Annotated in this window: 19 protein-coding genes; 6 read left to right on the forward strand and 13 right to left on the reverse strand. The window is 30.7% G+C overall.

What is annotated here, in order from left to right:
* Window positions 1–389: 389 nt before the first annotated feature.
* The 4 genes from ACREWB_RS17020 to ACREWB_RS17035 form a co-directional block, all read right to left on the reverse strand.
* Window positions 390–674: a GNAT family N-acetyltransferase gene (locus tag ACREWB_RS17020; RefSeq protein ID WP_431548657.1), complete on the reverse strand. Its 285-nt coding sequence runs from the start codon at window positions 672–674 to the stop codon at window positions 390–392.
* Window positions 640–801 carry a hypothetical protein gene (locus ACREWB_RS17025; protein WP_431548658.1) on the reverse strand — a complete coding sequence of 54 codons (162 nt, stop codon included), beginning with the start codon at window positions 799–801 and terminating at the stop codon, window positions 640–642. The genes ACREWB_RS17020 and ACREWB_RS17025 overlap by 35 nt, the downstream gene beginning before the upstream one ends.
* 81 nt (window positions 802–882) lie before the next feature.
* Window positions 883–1,221 carry a TIGR04104 family putative zinc finger protein gene (locus ACREWB_RS17030; protein WP_431548659.1) on the reverse strand — a complete coding sequence of 113 codons (339 nt, stop codon included), beginning with the start codon at window positions 1,219–1,221 and terminating at the stop codon, window positions 883–885.
* Window positions 1,222–1,291: 70 nt separating this feature from the next.
* Window positions 1,292–1,489: a hypothetical protein gene (locus ACREWB_RS17035; protein ID WP_431548660.1), complete on the reverse strand. Its 198-nt coding sequence runs from the start codon at window positions 1,487–1,489 to the stop codon at window positions 1,292–1,294.
* A gap of 525 nt (window positions 1,490–2,014) precedes the next feature.
* On the opposite strand from ACREWB_RS17035, the gene ACREWB_RS17040 reads away from it, so the two are divergent.
* A complete protein-coding gene (locus ACREWB_RS17040) occupies window positions 2,015–3,727 on the forward strand; it encodes a methyl-accepting chemotaxis protein (RefSeq protein WP_431548661.1) in 1,713 nt (570 codons plus the stop codon).
* Between the two features lie 235 nt (window positions 3,728–3,962).
* On the opposite strand, the gene ACREWB_RS17045 is transcribed toward ACREWB_RS17040, so the two are convergent.
* The 4 genes from ACREWB_RS17045 to ACREWB_RS17060 form a co-directional block, all read right to left on the reverse strand.
* Window positions 3,963–4,964: a GGGtGRT protein gene (locus ACREWB_RS17045; RefSeq protein ID WP_431548662.1), complete on the reverse strand. Its 1,002-nt coding sequence runs from the start codon at window positions 4,962–4,964 to the stop codon at window positions 3,963–3,965.
* A gap of 20 nt (window positions 4,965–4,984) precedes the next feature.
* On the reverse strand, window positions 4,985–5,677 hold the full coding sequence (locus ACREWB_RS17050; RefSeq protein WP_431548663.1) for an iron-sulfur cluster assembly scaffold protein: 693 nt from the start codon (window positions 5,675–5,677) through the stop codon (window positions 4,985–4,987).
* A 172-nt stretch (window positions 5,678–5,849) separates the two neighbouring features.
* The gene (gene lon / locus ACREWB_RS17055) at window positions 5,850–8,234 is read right to left on the reverse strand and encodes an endopeptidase La (RefSeq protein ID WP_431548664.1); all 2,385 of its coding nucleotides are present in this window, start codon (window positions 8,232–8,234) and stop codon (window positions 5,850–5,852) included.
* A 40-nt stretch (window positions 8,235–8,274) separates the two neighbouring features.
* Complete coding sequence (locus ACREWB_RS17060) at window positions 8,275–8,838, reverse strand: TetR/AcrR family transcriptional regulator (RefSeq protein ID WP_431548665.1); 564 nt, start codon at window positions 8,836–8,838, stop codon at window positions 8,275–8,277.
* Window positions 8,839–9,225: 387 nt separating this feature from the next.
* Here ACREWB_RS17060 and ACREWB_RS17065 point away from each other — a divergent pair, with 387 nt between their 5' ends.
* Window positions 9,226–10,368 (forward strand): Rossmann-fold NAD(P)-binding domain-containing protein, encoded by a 1,143-nt coding sequence (locus ACREWB_RS17065; RefSeq protein WP_431548666.1) that lies wholly within the window; start codon window positions 9,226–9,228, stop codon window positions 10,366–10,368.
* Window positions 10,369–10,444: 76 nt separating this feature from the next.
* On the opposite strand, the gene ACREWB_RS17070 is transcribed toward ACREWB_RS17065, so the two are convergent.
* Window positions 10,445–12,127 (reverse strand): methyl-accepting chemotaxis protein, encoded by a 1,683-nt coding sequence (locus ACREWB_RS17070; RefSeq protein ID WP_431548667.1) that lies wholly within the window; start codon window positions 12,125–12,127, stop codon window positions 10,445–10,447.
* Between the two features lie 327 nt (window positions 12,128–12,454).
* Between ACREWB_RS17070 and ACREWB_RS17075 the strand changes: the two genes are divergently transcribed.
* The 4 genes from ACREWB_RS17075 to ACREWB_RS17090 all read left to right on the forward strand — a co-directional run bounded on the left by ACREWB_RS17075 (window position 12,455) and on the right by ACREWB_RS17090 (window position 17,908).
* Window positions 12,455–14,377 (forward strand): serine protein kinase, encoded by a 1,923-nt coding sequence (locus tag ACREWB_RS17075; RefSeq protein ID WP_431548668.1) that lies wholly within the window; start codon window positions 12,455–12,457, stop codon window positions 14,375–14,377.
* Between the two features lie 4 nt (window positions 14,378–14,381).
* Entirely contained in the window at window positions 14,382–15,554 is a 1,173-nt protein-coding gene (gene yhbH, locus ACREWB_RS17080; protein ID WP_431548669.1) for a sporulation protein YhbH, read from the forward strand.
* Between the two features lie 7 nt (window positions 15,555–15,561).
* A complete protein-coding gene (locus tag ACREWB_RS17085; protein WP_431548670.1) occupies window positions 15,562–16,926 on the forward strand; it encodes a SpoVR family protein in 1,365 nt (454 codons plus the stop codon).
* Between the two features lie 103 nt (window positions 16,927–17,029).
* Complete coding sequence (locus ACREWB_RS17090) at window positions 17,030–17,908, forward strand: DMT family transporter (RefSeq protein WP_431548671.1); 879 nt, start codon at window positions 17,030–17,032, stop codon at window positions 17,906–17,908.
* Between the two features lie 50 nt (window positions 17,909–17,958).
* Here ACREWB_RS17090 and ACREWB_RS17095 read toward each other — a convergent pair whose 3' ends face one another.
* The 4 genes from ACREWB_RS17095 to ACREWB_RS17110 form a co-directional block, all read right to left on the reverse strand.
* Entirely contained in the window at window positions 17,959–18,123 is a 165-nt protein-coding gene (locus tag ACREWB_RS17095; RefSeq protein WP_226261468.1) for a zinc-ribbon domain-containing protein, read from the reverse strand.
* Window positions 18,124–18,350: 227 nt separating this feature from the next.
* A complete protein-coding gene (locus tag ACREWB_RS17100) occupies window positions 18,351–19,364 on the reverse strand; it encodes a DUF3231 family protein (RefSeq protein ID WP_431548672.1) in 1,014 nt (337 codons plus the stop codon).
* A gap of 60 nt (window positions 19,365–19,424) precedes the next feature.
* Window positions 19,425–20,432 (reverse strand): DUF3231 family protein, encoded by a 1,008-nt coding sequence (locus ACREWB_RS17105; protein WP_431548673.1) that lies wholly within the window; start codon window positions 20,430–20,432, stop codon window positions 19,425–19,427.
* A gap of 69 nt (window positions 20,433–20,501) precedes the next feature.
* Complete coding sequence (locus ACREWB_RS17110; protein ID WP_431548674.1) at window positions 20,502–21,509, reverse strand: DUF3231 family protein; 1,008 nt, start codon at window positions 21,507–21,509, stop codon at window positions 20,502–20,504.
* Window positions 21,510–21,558: the final 49 nt, after the last annotated feature.

Genomic DNA, 21,558 nt, shown 5'->3' on the forward strand with positions numbered 1-21,558 from the left:
TTCTAATTGCTCCATTATGTATAAAGCTAATTCTCTATTTGACATATTAACCCCTTTCAAATTTTGATTTATGGTGTTGTTATAAATAATCCCTATGTAACGCAACTTTTCAATGATCTAATCTATGTTGATAATTTCCGTAGAATATACTTAATAAAATCTTTTACTATATTATCATTAATTTGGTTTAAAACTTTGTTTTTAAGGAGAAACAAGAAGATTATTAACCCAATAAAATGTTAGTTTAGATTACACCCAAATACTTTGTAGTATTCTACCAATGTAATATAACATAATGATAAATTCAAAGTTATACCTACTGAAGTCCTTTAAAATTCAATCCTATCGTTCTTTCAATAAATACAGTATGCATGAATATATAACCTTTTTTAAATTTTAATAAATTCAAATTCTCCACCGTTTGTTTTTTGCATGTATTTCTCTATATATTGAAAACCTAACTTCTCATTTACTTTTATTGCTCGTTTATTAAATGAAGCAACCGCTAACATAATACAGTTCTGGTTATAATTAAACTTTCCCACTCCAAAGTTAATACCTGAAATCACAAATTCAGCTCCAATTCTTCTTCCTGTTAACGCAGGTTTGAGCCCCAAACCTATATTCATAATTCCACATTCAAAGAATAATGAATAAAAACCAACTATTCTCATTAAGAAACTCCATTAAATCATTCTCATCAGCCGTCATGTCATAAAACGAATAAATCCTATTATACTTCCAATCATATGCAATCTCATTTGCATATTCTTTATTCATAGGTACAAATTTGTAATTCACAGTTCACACCGCCTACTTATAAAATTAAGTTATATTATTATTTAAACTTTATCTTCAAAATTTATGAATTATATACAGCAACTACATATCACTTTTATTATTTATTTTCAACTTATATCTCGCATAAAATGGGGTTATACACATCATAAGAATAATCCAGATTAGATAGACTGCTATGCCTGATATTATGGCTTCAAAAGGGTTCGATAAATTGAATTTCAATAATCTGAGTATAAATAAACTGTTGAAAATTAATGGTGGTAATGCTATAGAAAGTGCAATAATTAGTCTTGTTATAGGAGCAACCTGATGCTCAGTATTACAGCTATCGCATACAATAGAGCCATAACTCCTAATCCATATTGATTTTATAATTTCTTTCCAAGTAAATTGATTGGAACATTTCTCACATTTTTTCATATTATTTTCTCCCCCTTATTACACAACATTCTACTGTTGTGACGCATGAAAAGAACATTACAAGGTATTTTTACATATTTTCTTTAGTATAGTTCTCATACCATTCCCTACCAGTATCCCAATTTTTAGAAGCAGGATTTTCTTGTATTGTTTGATCAAAGGTTTTGTGCGGTGGAACTTTCTGTGCTGTATTGCTACATCCAATAAAACTAAATGCAAATAAAACAGCAAAACACATAACCATAATGTTCATTAATCTTTTTTTCATAAATCCCCCACTACCTCCACTTTCAGCACATCATTTTCAGTTATAACAAGTCTGCAGTTTCTCCAAACTCCATCCTCCCTCCAGGCAATTCCCATAAGTCAAATCAAAACAAACAATATCACTATTTTATAAAATATCCGCATGTATTATTCTACAAATATGTCTCCATCTCATTATACAGTATATGTTTTTTATTACAAATTCTTTGTCTAATTACATATAAATTCATTTCCACCTTACAAAAAGGCACACATATTTACCAGTTTACTACCAATAATATATATTCCAATATTAATACCAATACTAACAATGTTTAAAGATTTCCTTTATGTCCATACCGTGAGCCTCTCATGACAGAGGTCACGAGCTTCTAAGATTACTCTTAAAACTTCCCACATCCTCGTCCTCTTCAAATAGAAAATAAATTAATTCTTTAGTATAGTATTAACTTTTTTGTCATGATATAATATTTCTTAAGATATTATATCTATGTCTGTAAATAAAATGTATTGGGGGAGAAATTTGATGAAGTGGTTCAAAAATCTAAAGATATCACAAAAACTTATATCCAGTTTTATTATAATGGCAATACTTATTGGTATAGTGGGATTCATTGGTATATTAAATATGAGGAAAATCAATTCAAACACTACATCCATGTACCAAAATGATTTGAAGGGTGTAAGAGATATCAATATGATTAAATCAGGTCTTATGCAAATAAACGGAGATATATTGAAGATTTTAGATCCCCAAAATAATTACAAACTAAAAAGTGCGAAAGAGAGTATAAATCAATCAATAAATCAAAACGAAAAATTAATTACTGAGTATAAAACTAGAATTCCAAACACTGATGATAGACCAGAATTTGCCCAATTTGAAAAATTTCTTGGCGAATATAGAACTGCTCTTGAACAACTTATGAGTCTTCTTGACAATCGAGATTATGCAGGATCAGAAGCGATTTTCTCAGGTGTCAATAAAATTACTGATGAAATGTTTACCAACCTTGATAAAGAAATAGCGCTAAATTCAAAACTGGCTAATGATAATTATATAAATAGTAATTCAATATTTAAGGCTTCCTCAATTACTGTCATTTTTATAATTATTTTAGGAATAATTATTGCAATTTTCCTAGGACTTATGATATCTAACATGATTTCTAGTCAATTAAAGAAAATTTTAGTTTTTTCAGAAGCAATGGGGGCTGGTGATTTAACCCAAACAATTGATATTGATACCAAGGACGAAATCGGTAGCGTTGTTAAAGCATTAAATAAATCTATTAAAAATATTAAGAACCTTATATCTAATATAGATGGTACTTCTGAAAATATAAGTGCATCAAGTGAAGAACTCTCCGCTACTATGGAAGAAATCTCCTCTATGATGGAAAATATAAATCAATCTACCAAGGGAATATCTCAAGGTTCAGAAGAACTAAGTGCAACTACTGAGGAGGTCAGTTCAACGCTTGAAGAAATAAATTCAACTACAGATAAACTGTCTATTAAAGCAATTGCTAATAATGTATCTACACAAGAGATTAAGAAACGTGCTATTGAAATTAAAGATAAAGGTGTAAAATCAATTGAAATTTCAAGAAACATTTATACTGAAAAAAATAGCAATATTGTAAAAGCAATCGAAGAAGGAAAAGTAGTTGAACAAGTTAAAGTTATGACGGAATCAATTTCAAACATTGCCTCTCAAACTAATCTATTGGCATTAAATGCAGCGATAGAGGCTGCAAGAGCAGGCGAACACGGCAGAGGTTTTGCCGTAGTTGCAGATGAAGTAAGAAAACTTGCTGAAGAATCTGCTTTAACTGTATCTAATATTCAAAATGTTATAACTCAAGTAGAACATGCTTTTAATAATCTATCACAAAATGCACAGGATATCTTAATCTTTATGGAACAAAATGTGGGACCAGACTATGAGTTATTGGTGGAAACTGCAATACAATACGAAAAAGATGCTCAATTTATGAGTAATATGTCTGAAGAAATAGCCTCTTCTACCAAATCCATTTCGGAGTCAATTGGCCAAGTTACAACTGCGATCCATAACGTATCTACAATTTCCGAAGAATCAGCATCTAGTACAGAGGAAATACAGAGCAGTATTGATGAAACCACTTTAGCAGCAGAAGAAGTATCAAAATCTGCTCAAAGCCAATCAGAACTTGCCGAACAGTTAACAATTATGGTACAGAAGTTTAAAGTCTAAATATTATAGTAAGGAATGTGTTGCAAAATAGAAACACTAGAAGTAAAATAAAGATTTTCATTTTTAAGTTCTTTTTAATAAATATCATTCTTTTCCTATTTGAAAATCAATAAAAAACCGTAAGCTACTACTTCATCTGAAGCATTTAGCCTACGGTTCTATTTTTTTACTAATTATAATATATGTGTATTAGGAAACCAGCCACATATAAGTTTATAAATCATTGAAGTAAAGCTTATTTATTCATAGCCTCTTGAACCGCAACTGCAACTGCAACTGTAGCTCCAACCATAGGATTGTTACCCATTCCGATAAGTCCCATCATTTCTACGTGAGCTGGAACTGATGAAGAACCTGCGAATTGTGCATCTGAATGCATTCTTCCCATTGTATCAGTCATACCGTATGAAGCAGGACCTGCTCCCATATTGTCTGGGTGAAGAGTTCTTCCAGTACCACCACCTGATGCTACTGAGAAGTATTTCTTACCTTGCTCAATACATTCTTTTTTATATGTTCCTGCAACTGGGTGTTGGAATCTTGTTGGGTTAGTTGAGTTTCCAGTTATAGAAACATCTACGCCCTCTGAATGCATTATAGCTACGCCTTCTCTAACGTCGTCACAACCATAACATCTAACTTTTCCTCTATCTCCCTTTGAATAAACAGTTTCGTTAACTATTGAAACCTCACCAGTATAATAATCAAACTTAGTTTGTACATATGTAAAACCGTTGATTCTTGAAATTATCATAGCTGCATCTTTTCCAAGACCATTAAGAATAACTCTTAAAGGCTCTTTTCTAACTCTGTTAGCAGATTTTGCAAGACCAATTGCGCCTTCAGCAGCTGCAAAAGATTCGTGTCCAGCTAAGAAAGCAAAACAAGCTGTTTCTTCTTTTAAAAGCATAGAAGCAAGATTTCCGTGACCAATACCTACTTTTCTATCGTCAGCAACGGAACCTGGAATACAAAATGATTGTAAGCCTTCTCCTATAGCAACAGCAGCATCATCGGCCTTTGTGCAACCTTTTTTAATAGCTATTGCAGCACCTACAACATAAGCCCATGAAGCGTTTTCAAAACAAATTGGTTGGATTTCTTTTGCAATTGTATAAGGATCTATACCCTTTTCATCACAGACAGCTTTTGCTTCCTCTAATGTGTTCATTCCATATTGCTTAAGTACGGGTATGATCTGATTAATTCTTCTATCATAACTTTCAAATAATGCCATTTAAATTCACCCTCCTTTTCTTATTCTTTTCTTGGATCTATAACTAATACGGCTTCTGTAAATCTACCATAAGTACCAGTAGCTTTTTTCATAGCATCATTAGCATCCATTCCTGTTTTAACCATGTCCATCATTTTTCCAAAGTTTATAAATTCATAACCAATTACTTGGCTATCTGCGTCTAATGCTATTCTTGATATGTAACCTTCAGCCATTTGTAAATATCTTACGCCTTTAGCTAGTGTTCCGTACATAGTTCCAACTTGACTTGTTAATCCTTTTCCTAAGTCCTCAAGACCTGCTCCTATAGGTAGTCCACCTTCTGAGAATGCAGTCTGAGTTCTTCCGTATACTATTTGAAGGAATAATTCTCTCATTGCTGTATTTATAGCATCACAAACTAGGTCTGTGTTTAAAGCCTCAAGTATAGTCTTTCCAGGTAAAATTTCAGATGCCATAGCAGCTGAATGAGTCATACCTGAGCATCCTATAACTTCAACTAATGCTTCTTGTATAATTCCTTCCTTAACATTTAATGTAAGTTTACATGCGCCTTGTTGTGGAGCACACCAACCTATACCATGAGTTAAGCCTGAGATATCTTTTATTTCTTTTGATTGTACCCATTTTCCTTCTTCTGGAATTGGTGCAGAACCATGATTAGGACCCTTAGCTACACATATCATGCTTTCAACTTCATGTGAATAAATCATTTTATAATCTCCTCCCTACGTGAAAAAATATTGTTTCTAAAAAATCAATCATCTATATTTTAACAAACTTATCCACTTCAAACAATAGATTTCATAAAAAAATAGCAGCAAAAACTATTTTAGTTTTTGCTGCTAAGTACTGTAAACATTACCACTAGCTATATTACTACTATTATATTTGATTTGCTTTAATACTTACCTGCGTAGATATATTATAATTAAATACATGTTCTATTCTAGGTAATGATATTCCAAGAGTTTCCCTAAGAACATCTTCTACTGTTTCTACTGTTTTAATAGTAAGCTTACTTAAAACTTCTTCCGGAACTTCCTTTAAATCAACTAAATTATCTTGTGGAATTAATATTTTTGTTATCCCAGCTCTTTGAGCTCCTATTAGTTTTTCTTTAAGTCCACCTATTGGAAGTACTGCTCCTCTTAATGTTATTTCTCCTGTCATCGCAAGCTTTGGATCCACCTTTATGCCTGTAACAAGTGATGCAAGTGCTGTGAATAGTGTAATCCCAGCTGAGGGACCATCTTTAGGAGTAGACCCTGACGGAACATGAATATGAAGATCTCTTTCCTTAAAGTTTATAGCGCTTAGCGGTAACCTTGACTTAAGAAGACTTAGTGAAATTTTTGCTGATTCTTTCATAACATCTCCTAGTTGTCCAGTTAGCGTTATTTGTCCACTTCCCGCCATATCAGTAGCTTCAATAAAAAGTATTTCTCCACCAACCGTGGTGAAGGCTAGTCCTGTAACAACCCCTGGTGGGTTATCATTTTGAGCTTTATCATGACTGGAAACTTTTCTTCCAAGTAGCTCACTTAGCTGATCTACGTTAACTTTAAATGGTAATTCTGCCTTCTTAGCTACAATTTTTTCCGAAGTAATTCTTGCAATGGTAGCCAGTTGCTTTTTAAGTCCTCTGACCCCAGCCTCTAGTGTATATTCGCTTATTATCTTTTCTAGTGCCTCGTCCTCAATAACCAATTGATCCGTAGTAATTCCATGCTCTTCAAGAACCTCTGGTATTAAGTGGTTTTTACCAATATGAAATTTCTCACTCATAGTATAACTAGACAATGTAATTATTTCCATTCTATCAAGTAGAGGTGTAGGGATACCTTCTAGCGAGTTAGCTGTTGCTACAAAGAAAACCTGGGACAAATCATAAGGCAAGTCCAAATAATGGTCTGTAAAACTATTATTTTGCTCTGGATCTAATACCTCAAGGAGTGCACTAGATGGATCTCCATTATTGCCTTTCATTATCTTGTCTACTTCATCTAAAACCATAACCGGATTTATTTCTCCTGCCTTTTTAATACTTTGAATAATTCTTCCTGGCATTGCACCTATATAAGTTCTTCTATGTCCTCTGATTTCAGCTTCGTCACGTATTCCTCCTAAACTAAGCCTTATATATTTCTTATGAAGGGCCTCTGCAATACTTTTGCCAAGGCTAGTCTTACCCGTACCAGGAGGACCTACTAGTAGTAAGATAGACCCTTTATTATCCTTTTTAAGTTGCATAACTGCCAAATGTTGTATTATTCTATCCTTGACTTTATCAAGTCCATAATGCTGTTTATCAAGGATTTGTCTTGCTTCTTTTAAGTCAATAACTTCATGTCCGGCCTTCTTCCAAGGAAGTTTTATGAGTAAATCTAAATAGTTACGTATAATATTATATTCAGCACTGTTTGGGCTTTGACTTTCTAGCTTTTCTAGTTCATCTAGGGCAGCATCTTTTACATCTAATGGCATTTCAGCTTGTTCGATTTTACTGAAATAATCTTTATCTTTTTTAGATCCTTCTCTTTTCCCTTCATTTAATTCAGTTTGAATAGCTTTTAATTGCTCTCTAAGCACTTGTTCTCTATAGCTTTTATTAGCTTTTTCAGTAAACTTTTCTGCCATTTCAAGTTGTAATTTCAGAGATTCCTTTTGCTTTAGAATGTAATCCACAAACTTAAGACTTCTCTCTTTTAACGATTGAATTTGAATCAGATTATATTTTTCTTCGTTTGATAGTGGCATAAATTGAGTAAGATGAGCCATGAGTTTATTTAAATCCGTTTGCTCTTCTACTATCTTCATAAACTGTTCTGAGCCCTTAAAATTTTCACTAACCTCACCAGTAACTTTTTTCACATACTCTAGTACTTCTTCTTGCCCTTCTTCTGTAATATCAATAACATCCTGTGCAATCTGAAATTCTACATTGATTAAATCATTAGAAATATTGAGTGATTTAATTTCTACCCTATCCAGTACTTCAATTTTTATTTGATATCCATTTTCAGTTTTTTCAACTTCATTTACATGAAATGAAACTCCAACGCTATGAAAATCTTCTTGCTTTAAACTACTTTGATTAAAATTTTGCTTTAGTGATAAAGCAATGCTAAATTGATCGTCCATAGCTAAATTTTTAAGTGTTTCTTCACTAACATTGTTTAATTTTAAAGTATAAGTCATTCCTGGCAATAGAACTATATTTGAAACAGGAATTACCATTCCCTCTTTATTCTTTTTATCTAAATTCATATTAATCACCCTTTCCTTAAATGATATTTACAAGTGTTAATTATAGTAGCAATGCCTCTTGAATAATTGTAATCATTTCTGAAAGCATCTTATCCTGTTCGGTTTCTAAATTATATTTCTTAATTGCAATTGATTTTATAGGATAAAAAAGTATAGCTACTAAATTAGGGTTTTGAAAATCTTTAATAATTCTTTTCTCTTTCATTTCCTCGAACAAATCATTTAAATTATTTATACCTTTCATATCTGAACATTGACTAGCTAATGCTGGACAACTTGAAAATTGATCTACAAAATGAAAAATCTCACCGTGTTCTTGGATGTAAGTATAATACCCTCTAGCAAGTATTTCAATGAGTTCACGCCCTTTAATATCCACATAAATCTTACTGAGTAGATAATCAAAAATCTCTTCAGAATATTCAATATATATATCCCGTAGCATAATCTCTTTATTCTCATAATAAATATAAAGAGTGGCTGGAGATACCCCTGCCTCTTTAGCAATTTTCGAAATAGAAGTACCATGAAAGCCTTGTTCAAGTATTAACTTAACAACTGCTTCTTTTATACTTTTTTCTTTCCCATCATCTTTTCTTCTCATCTTAACACCTCTATTATTATCTATAATAAACGACCATTCATTTATTGTCAAGTAGATATTTTATTATTTAATAACATTTTAAATATTCCATTGCTAACTTACAACTTGTATTGTATAATAAGTTGTTACTTGTCGTAGCCTTAGTACTAATCTATGCTACACTTCAACATAATACTAGCTAAGCATAACTACTTTCAGAGTTTTAACTCTTTCAACAAAATTCTTTTTTATTACACCTAATTGCCAAATATAGGTCAACTTCCACCTACCCTAAAGGGATATTGGTTTTGCGCCTAATTTTATAAGTATAACAAAATAAAAAGCACAATGACGTTATCAATTGATAGACGTTATCTGTGCTACAAAAAAATAAGGGGGATGAGATTATTGAAAACTATAGGTTTTCCAAGAATGCACAAAGAAACAAATGAAAAAAGAGACTTTTTACCATCTTTTTTTGGTATGCTAAGAAAAGAGAATGCACAAATATTTCTTGAAGAGGAATACGGCTCCGCTTTGGGTTATTCAAAACAAGATTATTTAAAAGAAAATGGCACAATAGAATTTGTATCTAACAGAGAATGCTATGAAAAAGACATAGTTGCAGTTTTAAGGTCACCAGAGTACGAAGAAATTGAGTACATGAAAGATGGTAGCACACTACTAAGTATGCTTCATTATCAAACTCGAGCTACAAGAGTAGAACAACTTAAAACGAAAGGCATATTTGCTGTTTCTCTAGATTCTATTAGAAACGACTTTCTTGAAAGAATCGTTGTTAATTATGGAGCAACTTCAGGAAATGGGATTAATGCAGCCTTTACTGAGCTAGTAAAGAAATATGAAAATATGTCTATTATTGATGTAAAGCCTATAATTGTAAGCATAATGGGAATGGGACGAGTTGGCTTAACGGCAGCGAAACTAGCTGGAAAATATGCAAGTAATAAGGTAAATGAAGATATACTGTCAGAGAAAAGCAATGGCGTTCTTGTTAATATGCTTTCTAGAAACATAACTAACAATAAAAAACTTATGATGAATATTTTAAAAGACACAGATATTTTAGTAGATGCAACTACTAGAGACGATGCAACAGAATATATTATAAGCAATGAGTTAGTAGGCTACTTAAAACCTCATTCTATTATTTTAGATTTAACCGCAGACCCATATTTAACAGATATTAATTCTGTTCAAATTAAGGCAATTGAAGGGATACCAAATGGTACACTAGATAGAATTGTAATGCACCCAAACGACTCTGAATATAGCAATATTCCTAAGTCCTGTAAATCAATTAACCAAAGAACGGTAGTAAGCTGTAATGCATGGCCGGGAGTAAACCCAAATTCTTGCATGGACTTATATGGTAAACAACTTATATATATTATGCAAAATCTTATAGGATATGACCCTCACGATTTCAATTTATATAGTAATGATTATTTTAATAGAGCTATTTACAAAGCAACTATTGAATATTTTGAAGAAACTGCAATTAACTACGAAGATGACATAGTAATGTAATATTTTTATTGTAATAATGAAAACAGTAGAAAACAAGAGTATCTTGTTTTCTACTGTTTTTGTTTATAGGGAAGGGTTAAGCCTCTCCTAGATATTTTTTTATTATTTTATCTATTGTACCATCTTCTTTAAGCTGCTTATAACCATCTTCAAACTGCTTAATGTTAACACTTAAATTATTGACTTTACTAAACCCTAACCTTGTATCAGAATCTTTTTCTTCAAAGCTTGTTTCTTGCTCCATTAATAGATTGCCTAGCTTATTTGTTTTACTATAGTATTTACCTGAAAAATCATTTATTAAAATAGTGTCTACCTGTCCCTTAATCAATTTATCAAACATAGTATCTTCATTGGCATTCTCTATTTTATTAATTTTCTTATCATTACTAAATTTATTACTATAATTATAATCCTTTATGACACCAATTTTATACTTATATAAATCGTTAAAATTGTTAATTTTAACATTACTATCTTTTCTAGTTAGAAAAACATATTTACTTGTATCGCGATAAGCTTCAGTAAAATCTAGGAAGTTTTCTCTTTTGCTATTATAGGATATCGTAGGAAGTATATCAGATAGACCCTCCTCTACCATTTTAAGAGAGGTATTCCATGTTGTTATTTTAAATTCCACATCTATATTGTTCCTTTTATAAATTTCTTTTATTATCTCAATATCTACACCACTTAATGATTTATCTTTTTCATTATATATAATAAACGGTGGATATGGTGAAGTGGCTACCACTAGCTTATCACATGACTTTTGAGTTGTATTTCTAGCTAACTGTAAATAAATATCTTCTAATTGACCTACTGCGGTACTAAGTCTTAAAATAGATTTCTCTTCATCGTCTATTGACAATGCAACCTCTTCTGACAGCTTAGCAGACTCATCAATATTATTTGTTATATTCCCTACCGAATTCTTAGCTTCCTCAAATTGGATTTCAATGGCCTTTGCGCTTTCTGCAATTTTAATTGTTCCTTCAAGTGTTTCATAAGTGATTTTTTCTATATCATTTAATCCTATTATTGATCCATTTAATTTTTCAGCTTGTTTTTCAATATTGTCTACTGCTTTATTTACTATACTTTTAGTAGTAGCTACAATATTCTGCATTTCTTCTACCGACTTAATTATTTGGGAGGTGAAACTTTGTGTTTGTTCAGAAAGCTTTCTTATTTCTGACGCTACAACAGAGAATCCTTTTCCAGCCTCGCCTGCTCTTGCAGCTTCTATTGAGGCATTTAGTGCAAGCAGGTTAGTTTGCTTTGTTATGTTATTTATTAGTGATATACTTTGTTGAACATTACTTGACTGTTTCTCTAAGTTATCTGAATATGTTTTTACCTCATGTAAAGAATCTTCTAGTATATTAAATCCTTCTATTGCATTTAGTATTTCGCTCTTTTTTTCCTTTATTATTTCATAAGTCATAGATGTTTTTTGGTTCATAACTTTGGAGCTTATAGCATTCTCCTTTACATTTCCATTTAAATTATCTAAAAATGAATTTAGCTTTATTATGTTATCTAATTGACTATTATTATTATTTTTAAGATACTCACTTTTGTCATTTATTGCCTTAATTGAAGTTGAAATATATTCTACTAAAAATGAGAATTCGCTTAAAAGCACACAGAATTTATCTGAAATAGGTCTTATATTATTAATATTCACAGTACTATCTTCTTTATCTAAACTTTTAACATCCTCTGTACTTCTGCTTAAAAATTTACTTATTTTCATATTCTCCCCCTAAATAATTGTTTTCTTGAATAATTCGACAATTGTAGGAATTTTCCTTCTTTAATATAGTTATTTCAAAAATAAACAGTATAATTTGTTTAAAAATAAGAGTACCAAATTGGGCGCTCTTATTTTTGTGATTTTCCTATAACGGTAGATATAATTGAAATTAAATTAATTTATATATGCAATATTTTAATTTTTGTTCTTATATTTTTTAAATATTCTTTAATAATTCAAGAGATATTTTGCATTATTAATCATGTTAAAAATCTCCCTACATATACTTAATTATAATAAATATAATGCTATCACAGGAGGTATTAAATGGACTTTAAAAAAATAATACAGAATGATAGAGAAGTTAAGATCAAAAGCAAGTTCGAAGGAACTTTTTTAGAGTATTTAGATAAAATTAAAGCAAATCCTGACAAAGCTAAACTTTCACATAAGAGGATGTATGACACCATTATAAAAGATGGCTTTGAAATTTTAAAGCCTGAAGAAAACCCAAGGATAAGAAAGATATACGGCAATGATCTTATAAAAAGATATAATTTTTTCAAAGAAGACTTTTTTGGAATTGATAAAGTACTTATGAAAATAGTTAGTTATTTTTATTCTGCATCCATGAAGGGTGAAGAATCTAGACAGGTTTTATATTTGGCTGGCCCTGTAGGTGCTGGAAAGTCATCATTAGTGGAAGCTCTTAAAAAAGCTTTTGAAAATACAGAACCTGTATATGTTTTAAAAGGATGTCCTATGAATGAAGAACCTCTACATTTAATACCAAAACATCTTAGACGCGACTTTGAAAAAATGCTTGGCGTTGAAATTGAAGGCGATCTTTGCCCAGCCTGCAAATATAGGCTCTTAAACGAGTATGATGGTAAATTTGAAGATTTTCCTGTTACAACAACTTCATTTTCAATAAGGTCAAGAAAAGGTATAGGTGTTGTTCCACCAGTAGACCCGAATAATCAAGATACTTCAATTTTAACAGGTTCTGTAGATATATCAAAAATGGATATGTATTCAGAAGATGATCCAAGAGTTTTCTCTCTTAATGGAGCCTTCAATGTTGGAAATCGTGGGCTAGTAGAATTTATAGAAGTATTCAAAAATGATGTTGAATATCTTCACACTATAATAACTGCAACTCAAGAAAAATCAATACCTTCACCAGGGAAGGGTTCTATGATTTACTTTGATGGTATAATTATTGCCCATTCTAATGAAGCCGAATGGAATAGGTTTAAATCAGATCATACTAATGAAGCTATTTTAGATAGAATCGTAAAGGTTGAGGTTCCTTATTGCCTTGAATTAAATGAAGAAATTAAAATTTATGAAAAGATACTTAAAAAGAGTAATTTTAATCCTCATATAGCACCACACACCATTGAAACAGCTGCAACGTTTGCACTACTCTCAAGACTTAAACCATCTAATAAAGTAGATTCTATAACTAAATTAAAGATTTATAATGGTGAGGAAATAGTAGAAAAAGGAACTACTAAAAAAGTTGATATTAGTGAAATAAGAGAAGAAGCAGGTATCGATGAGGGCATGCAAGGAATTTCAACTAGATTTATCGTAAAAGCCATTGATAATGCTATATCAAATTCAGAATTTGATTGTATAAATCCACTTAGTATTATGGAAAGTATAATTAAATCAGTTAGGGAAATGGATGTTGCTGAAGATGAAAAGAAGAAGTATATGGGCTTTGTCCAAGATACTATTAGAAAAGAATATAATAAGGTCTTAGAAAAGGAAGTAACCAAGGCTTTTATACACAGCTATAAAGAACAAGCTGAAAGTTTGTTTAATAATTATATTGATAATGCAGAAGCCTTTGTAAATAAGGCAAAATTAAAGGATAGTGCCACCGGTGAAGAGTTACAAGCTGATGAACATTTTATGCGCTCTATAGAAGAACAGATTGGAGTAGGTGAAAGTTCTGCAAAAGGGTTTAGGAGTGATGTAACTTCCTATATGTTCTATGTAGTTAGAAATGGCGGCAAAATTAAATATGAATCTTATGAACCACTAAAAGAAGCTATTGAAAAGAAACTAACTAGCTCAGTAAAAGAGCTTTCAAGAATTGTGACTAGGTCTAGAGTACGCGATAAAGATCAAGATGAAAAATATAATGTTATGGTGGAACAAATGAAAGAAAATGGCTATTGTGATCATTGCTGTGATGTAATATTAAAATATGCAGCTAATAATTTATGGAAGGACTAATCCTATGGGGGTATTTAGAGATAATAATTCAACTCCCATAGACCATGATAGGGCTGTAGAGGATAGAAGACGTCACCGCCAGCTTGTTGAAAAATCCATTAAAGAAAACTTAGGAGATATATTGTCTGAAGAAAGCATTATAGGGCAAAGTAAGGATAAAAAAATAAAAATACCTATAAGAGGTCTTAAGGAATATGAATTTATTTTTGGTAAAAACAAGGGTGGAGTTGGTAGTGGAGATGGCAATGAAAAACGAGGTCAAGTTATAGGAAAAGAAAAAGCACAAGGCTCCGGAAAAGGTTCAGGTGGAGCCGGTGACGATGAAGGGGAAGATATTTACGAAACCGAGATAACATTAGAAGACGCTCTAAATTATCTATTAGAAGATTTAGAGCTCCCTGAAATGGACAAAAAAAAATTTTCTGAAATATTAACAGAAAATAGTACTAAAAGATCAGGATATCAAAAACATGGAATTAATCCACGCCTTGCTAAAAAAAGAACAGTAACTGAAAAAATTAAAAGACAACAAGGAAAACGTAAAGCCTTAAAAGAAATATCAAAAGATGATGAAATGGAAAGATTACCTTTCAAAAATGAAGATTTAAGATATCATAGAGTAAAACAAGTTTTAAAGAGAGAAGCAAATGCAGTAATTATATGTGTAATGGATGTATCTGGATCAATGGATAACACAAAAAAATACTTGGCACGCTCCTTCTTCTTTGTTCTGTCTCAATTTATTAAATCTAAATACTCAAATGTGGAAGTTAGTTTTGTTGCCCATACAACTGTTGCTAAGGAAGTAAACGAAGTTGATTTTTTCCACAAAGTAGAATCAGGCGGCACCTATATTTCTAGTGGACTCAATAAAGCTTTAGAAATAATTGATAAAAGATATAATCCTGAATATTGGAATGTGTATGTTTTTTACGTAAGTGATGGAGATAATTGGCAGGAAGATAATCAAAAAGCTATAGATGCTGCAAAAAATATTTGCGAAGTAAGCAATCTATTTGGGTATGCTGAGCTTATGCGTAGTTACTATTCTTCTTCAATGAAAGAAATTTTTAAAAAAGGTGTAACTAATAAAAACTTTCTTTCGGTGGATATAAAAGAAAAACTTGACCTATGGAAAGGACTTAAATACATGCTAAAAAAGGATGGAGAGAGGTGACACTATTTTGGAGTATACCTTAAAGGGCTTAGAAAATTGGAATGAAAAAATCGAAAATTTAGCAATAAAAGTAGGACTTGATTTCTATCCTCAAGAATATGAAATAATAGGATATAAAGATATGCTAGGCTACGAATCCTATATCGGCATGCCTTCAAGATATCCACACTGGAGCTTTGGAAAGTCCTATGAAAAAAACAGTACCGTATATAAATATAATTTAACTGGACTGCCTTATGAAATGGTTATAAATTCAGATCCTTGTATTGCATATTTAATGAAGGAAAATACCCTTTTACTTCAGATACTTACAATGGCTCATGTTTATGGCCATAATGATTTTTTCAAGAATAATAGACTTTTTAAAGATGGGACTAGAGCAGCATCTACTGTGGAAATGTTTAAATTTCATGCAGATATGGTAAGGAGTTATATAAATGATCCAAGTATAGGTTATGAGAAGGTAGAAAGAATATTAGATGCAGCTCATGCCATAAAATTTCAGACCTCTAGGGTTATTGGAGAAAAAAGAATACATGGAGAAATCTTAAAACAGCGACTTTTAGATGATTATAAAGATAAAAATGAAGTTCATAGTAATTTAGAAACATATGTTAAATTACAATTTCCTAATTTAAATAAAATCCCTATAGAACCAGAGGATGATATTTTATATTTTATAATAAAATATGGAGAGCTGGAGGAATGGGAAAAAAGTTTATTAGAATTTGTAAGACAAGAAACATCTTACTTTATACCTCAAATTGAGACAAAAATAATGAATGAGGGCTGGGCTAGCTATTGGCATTATAATATATTAAAAAAATTGAATTTACCTGATTCACTCCATTTAGAATTCATCAAGCGCCATAATGATGTTATAGCTCCAGGTTTTGGATCCATAAATCCATATTTTGTAGGTTTCAAAATTTTTGAAGATATTGTAAAACGATATGGACCAGATAAGATATTTGAAGTTAGATCCCTTGAACGAGATGAATCCTTTTTAAGGAAATATCTAACAGAAGAACTATGCGCAGACCTTAATTTATTTGAGTATGCTGCTAAGGATGGAAATTATGTAATTAAAGAAGTAGCTGATGATAATGGGTTTAAGAGTATTAGAAATTCCTTATGTAATTCTTGCGGCGTAGGGAGTATACCCCTTATTAGAGTAATAGAAATGTCCAAAAATGACAAAACTTTAATTCTAGAACATGTTTTTGATGGAAGAGAGTTAAATTCTGTTTATGCACAAGGGACACTAAAGTATATATATGAGTTATGGGGCCATACGGTTAGTTTAAAAACAACACAACTTGGAAAAGAAATTAAACTTATATGTGATAATAAGGATATAACTGTAAAATAATAACATCACAACATCAAAGCCGTACTGTAAAAGGTACGGTTTTTTTTACTGTTATATTTAAAAAATCATTGCTATAATAAGATATTATAAGGAGTTGGTATTATTGGATAACAAAAAAATATACATATTAATGGTTTTATCTGCTTTGTTTTGGGGAGGAGCATTTATTGCTGGAAAACTTTCCGTACCTTTTATTCCAGTCTATACTTTAACTTTTCTAAGATTTTTTGTTGCAACTTTTATTCTTTTTTTTGTTGTAAAGTATAAGGACAAAAGCAACTATAAATTAACTAAAAAGGATGTTCCTATATTTTTGTTTACTGGTATAATTGGAATGTTTGGCTATCATGTTTTCTTTTTTAGTGCATTAAAATACACCACTGCAATAAATTCATCTCTAATAGCAGCCACTAATCCTATAATAACAACAATTTTATGTATTATATTTTTAAAAGATAAAATAACCTTTAAAAGAGCTATTGGAATATTTTTATCTTTTTCAGGCGTATTTCTAACTATAACAAATGCAAATTTGTCTATAATGCGTAATCTTTCATTAAACAAAGGTGATTTATTAATGCTTGTAGCTGTTAGTTTATGGGCTGCATATTCAGTTTTCAGTAAAATTGTTATACATAAATTTTCACCACTTATTCTAACCTTTTACAGTTTCCTATTTTGCACTATATTTTTAATTCCTTTTGTTATATATGACAGGCCTTGGATGTTTATAATGTCAGTTCCCTACTACTCATTTGTGGCAGTATTATATATGAGTATATTTGCATCTATTATAGGATATTTGGTTCAACAAATGTCCATAAAACAAATAGGTCCAAGTAAAACTTCAAATTTTATTAATTTAGTACCTATTTTTTCTATCATACTTTCAGTAGCTATATTGAAGGAGAATATGTCCATTGTAAAGTTTTTTACTGGTATTTTGATTGTCACAGGGGTTTATATATGCCAAAAAAGCTAAAAAACAAACCCTATAGGTTTGATCCTATAGGGTTAATAATAATCTTTTCATTATCTTCTGAATCCTCTGTCGTTCTGTTGTTTTCTTGCTCTTCTGCAATCAACACATCTTTGAGGCTCATTGTCGAATCCTTTTTCTTTGTAGAATTCTTGTTCGCCTTCAGTGAATACGAAGTCTTTACCGCAATCTTTACATACTAAAGTTTTATCTGCCATGTTAAACATTCCTCCTTTTTCTAAATATTAAGATCTAGAACCAATTAACAATTATATTCAAAAAGAGGATATGTTGTTATCTAGTTTAATCTCAGCACTAACTGTCATTTAACAATTAATATACATTTATTTTAGCATGTCTATAATTGAAATGCAATATATTTTCTCTTGTTTTATTAACAATAATTCTCAATACTTCGCTATTAAATTATGCTAAGTATACTTACTTATTTTATTTTTGTAAGCTGATTCCTATCTTCCATTTGAGGTGGTTCTTCCATCCACCCATGTTTAATCATCATTTTTCCACCCTTTTTCGAAAAAGAAAATGTGTTTTTTACAATTATTGCTAGTTTAACATGTAAATCACCTCTCATACTAAATGATGTACCTAAAGCATTGAAACCTAAAGCTGAGCTGGATATTAAACTAATTATAAACATCATAAGTTTATCTGAAAAGGGTGGTTTAATTGTATCTGTAGCTTTGCCTGCCCATGTACTTGGAGGTTGAATATCACTTTGTAATAATACAGCACTTAATTCAGTTATAATGTTTTTTGCTATTTCTTTACCTTCTATAAAATATGTTTTTACTTCATTTTCTTTGGCAACTTGTGCAAATCCTGTCATAAGTTGCATTCCTAAAATGTTATTTTCTAGAGCTTCATTAATATAACCAACCTCAATTGTATTTAATGAACGTTTCTCTGATAAAATATTATATCCACTCATGTAATTTATGTTTTCAATAAATTCTATATGTTTTGGCATAGTTACAGTTGGTGGTTGTGCAAGAACTCCTTTTCCTAATAGATAGTTTGTTGTCATAACATAATACTTATCAGCAATATCATATTCAAGTTTAAATAAATCATGAGCTTCTTTCATATTAGATAGAGCTGTAAAAACAGCACAATGACCAATTTTTAATTTCATCATCTGACGAAGAAACATTATATTGAAAATGTCATCAAATAGTGGGGGTTCTTCTCTTAGAATATCTCGTTCATCAAATCCCATGGGAATAACTGCATCTGCACTATTAAATATATTCACAATATTATTTTTTACATTTAAAATCTCAGTAATATACTCACTTAATATATTTTTAGCTTCACTATCAATAGTTTTATCTTTAAATATATTAAATATCATTAAATTTGCTGTTGTAGATTGATAAGCCATCCAGACTGTACCTAATTCTGATGAAGATAATTGTATCTTTGCCTCTGTAGTCATTTAAATTCTCCTTTCTTTTGTTTTTTAATATTAATATAGATATATACATATTTATTCTTTTTATTTTGTAAGTTGGTTCCTGTCTTCCATTTGAGGAGGTTCTTCCATCCATTTATGTTTAATCATAATTTTAGCACCTTTTTTTGAATATTCAAATGTATTTTTAGAAATGAGCCCAAGCTTAACAGGTAAATCATTTCTCATACTAAAAGATGTACCAAGTCCAGTGAAGCCTAATGCTGTGATGGCTGTTAAGCTGTTTATGTACATCATAAGTTTATCAGAGAAAGGAGCCTCTGTAGAATCTGTAACTTTACCTGCCCATGCACTAGGAGGTTGAATATCACTTTGTAATAACACGCCACTTAATTCAGTAATTACCTTTTTACATAATTCTTTACCCTCTATGAAGTATTTTTTAACTTCATCTTCTTTTGCAACTTGAGCAAATCCCGTTAATAATTGCGTATTAAAAATGTTATCTTCTATAGCTTCATTAATATAACCAACCTCAATTGTATTTAATGCACGTTTTTCAGAAAAAGCATTAAATCCACTCATGTAATTTTTGTCCTCAATAAATTCTACTTGTTTTGGCATAGTTACATATGGCGGTCTTGCAAGCACTCCTTTTCCTAATAAATAGCTTGTAGCCATAATATAGTATTTATTAGAAATATCGTACTTTAGCTTGAATACATCATTAACCTCTTTCATATATGACATTGCTGAAAATACAGAAGATTGACCTAAATGTAATTTTGTAAGCTGACGAAGGAACATTACACAAAAAATATCATCAAATAGTGGTGGTACTTCTCTTATAATATCTTGCTCACCGAATGCTAATGGAATAACTGCTTTTTCATTATTAAATATATTTACAATTTTACTAATTATATTTTTTCTTTCACCTACATAGGAGGCTATTATATTTTGAGCATCTTTATCGATGACTTTATCTTTGAGTAAATCAAAAATTATTATTCCTGATGATATTGTTTGATAACTCATCCATAATGTACCCAATTCTGTTGAAGTTATTTGTATTTTTGCTTCTGTTGTCATATAAATCCATCCTTTTATTTAAATAGTAATAACATCCACATCTTATTCTATGTCCATACTTTTAGTCTTTTATTTTGTAAGTTGATTTCTATCTTCCATTTGAGGAGGTTCTTCCATCCATTTATGTTTAATCATTATTTTGGCACCTTTTTTTGAATATTGAAATGTATTTTTGGAAATGAGTCCAAGTTTAACAGGTAAATCATTTCTCATGCTAAAAGATGTACCAAGCCCAGTGAAGCCTAATGCTGTTATGGCTGTTAAACTGTTTATGTACATCATAAGTTTATCAGAGAAAGGAGCCTCTGTAGAATCTGTAGCTTTACCTGCCCATGAACTTGGAGGTTGAATATCACTTTGTAATAACACAGAACTTAATTCTTCAATTACATTTTTTGATAATTCTTTACCTTCTATAAAGTATTTTTTAACTTCGCTTTCTTTTGCAACTTGTGCAAATCCAGTAAGTAACTGCATATTAAAAATATTATATTCTATAGCTTCATTAATATAACCAACCTCAATTGTATTTAACGAGCGTTTTTCAGAAAAAGCGTTAAATCCGCTCATGTAATTTTTGTCTTCAATAAATTCTACTTGTTTTGGCATAGTTACATATGGTGGCCTTGCAAGCACCCCTTTTCCTAATAGATAGTTTGTAGCTAGCACATAATATTTATTAGAAACATCGTACTTTAGCTTTAATACATCATTAACTTCTTTCATATATGACATTGCTGAAAACACAGCAGAATGACCTAAATGTAATTTTGAAATCTGACGAAGGAACATTACGAAAAAAATATCATCAAATAATGGCGGTACTTCTCGTATAATATCTTGCTCACCAAATCCTATTGGAATAACTGCTTTTGCATTATTGAATATATTTTCAATTTCATTAATAATTTTTTCTCTTTCAGCAACATATGCAGTTATCATATTTTGGACATCCTTATTGATAGCTTTTTCTTTAAATACATTGCAAGCTGCTACTGCTGCTGATAATGTTTGATAACTCATCCATAATGTACCTAATTCTGTTGAAGTTATTTGAAGTTTTGCTTCAGTAGTCATATAAATCCATCCTTCTTTTTAAAATTATAGTTCTATATACTATTATGTT

Origin of the sequence: Clostridium sp. (assembly GCF_050717635.1) — a bacterium.
Lineage (GTDB): Bacteria > Bacillota > Clostridia > Clostridiales > Clostridiaceae > Clostridium_AD.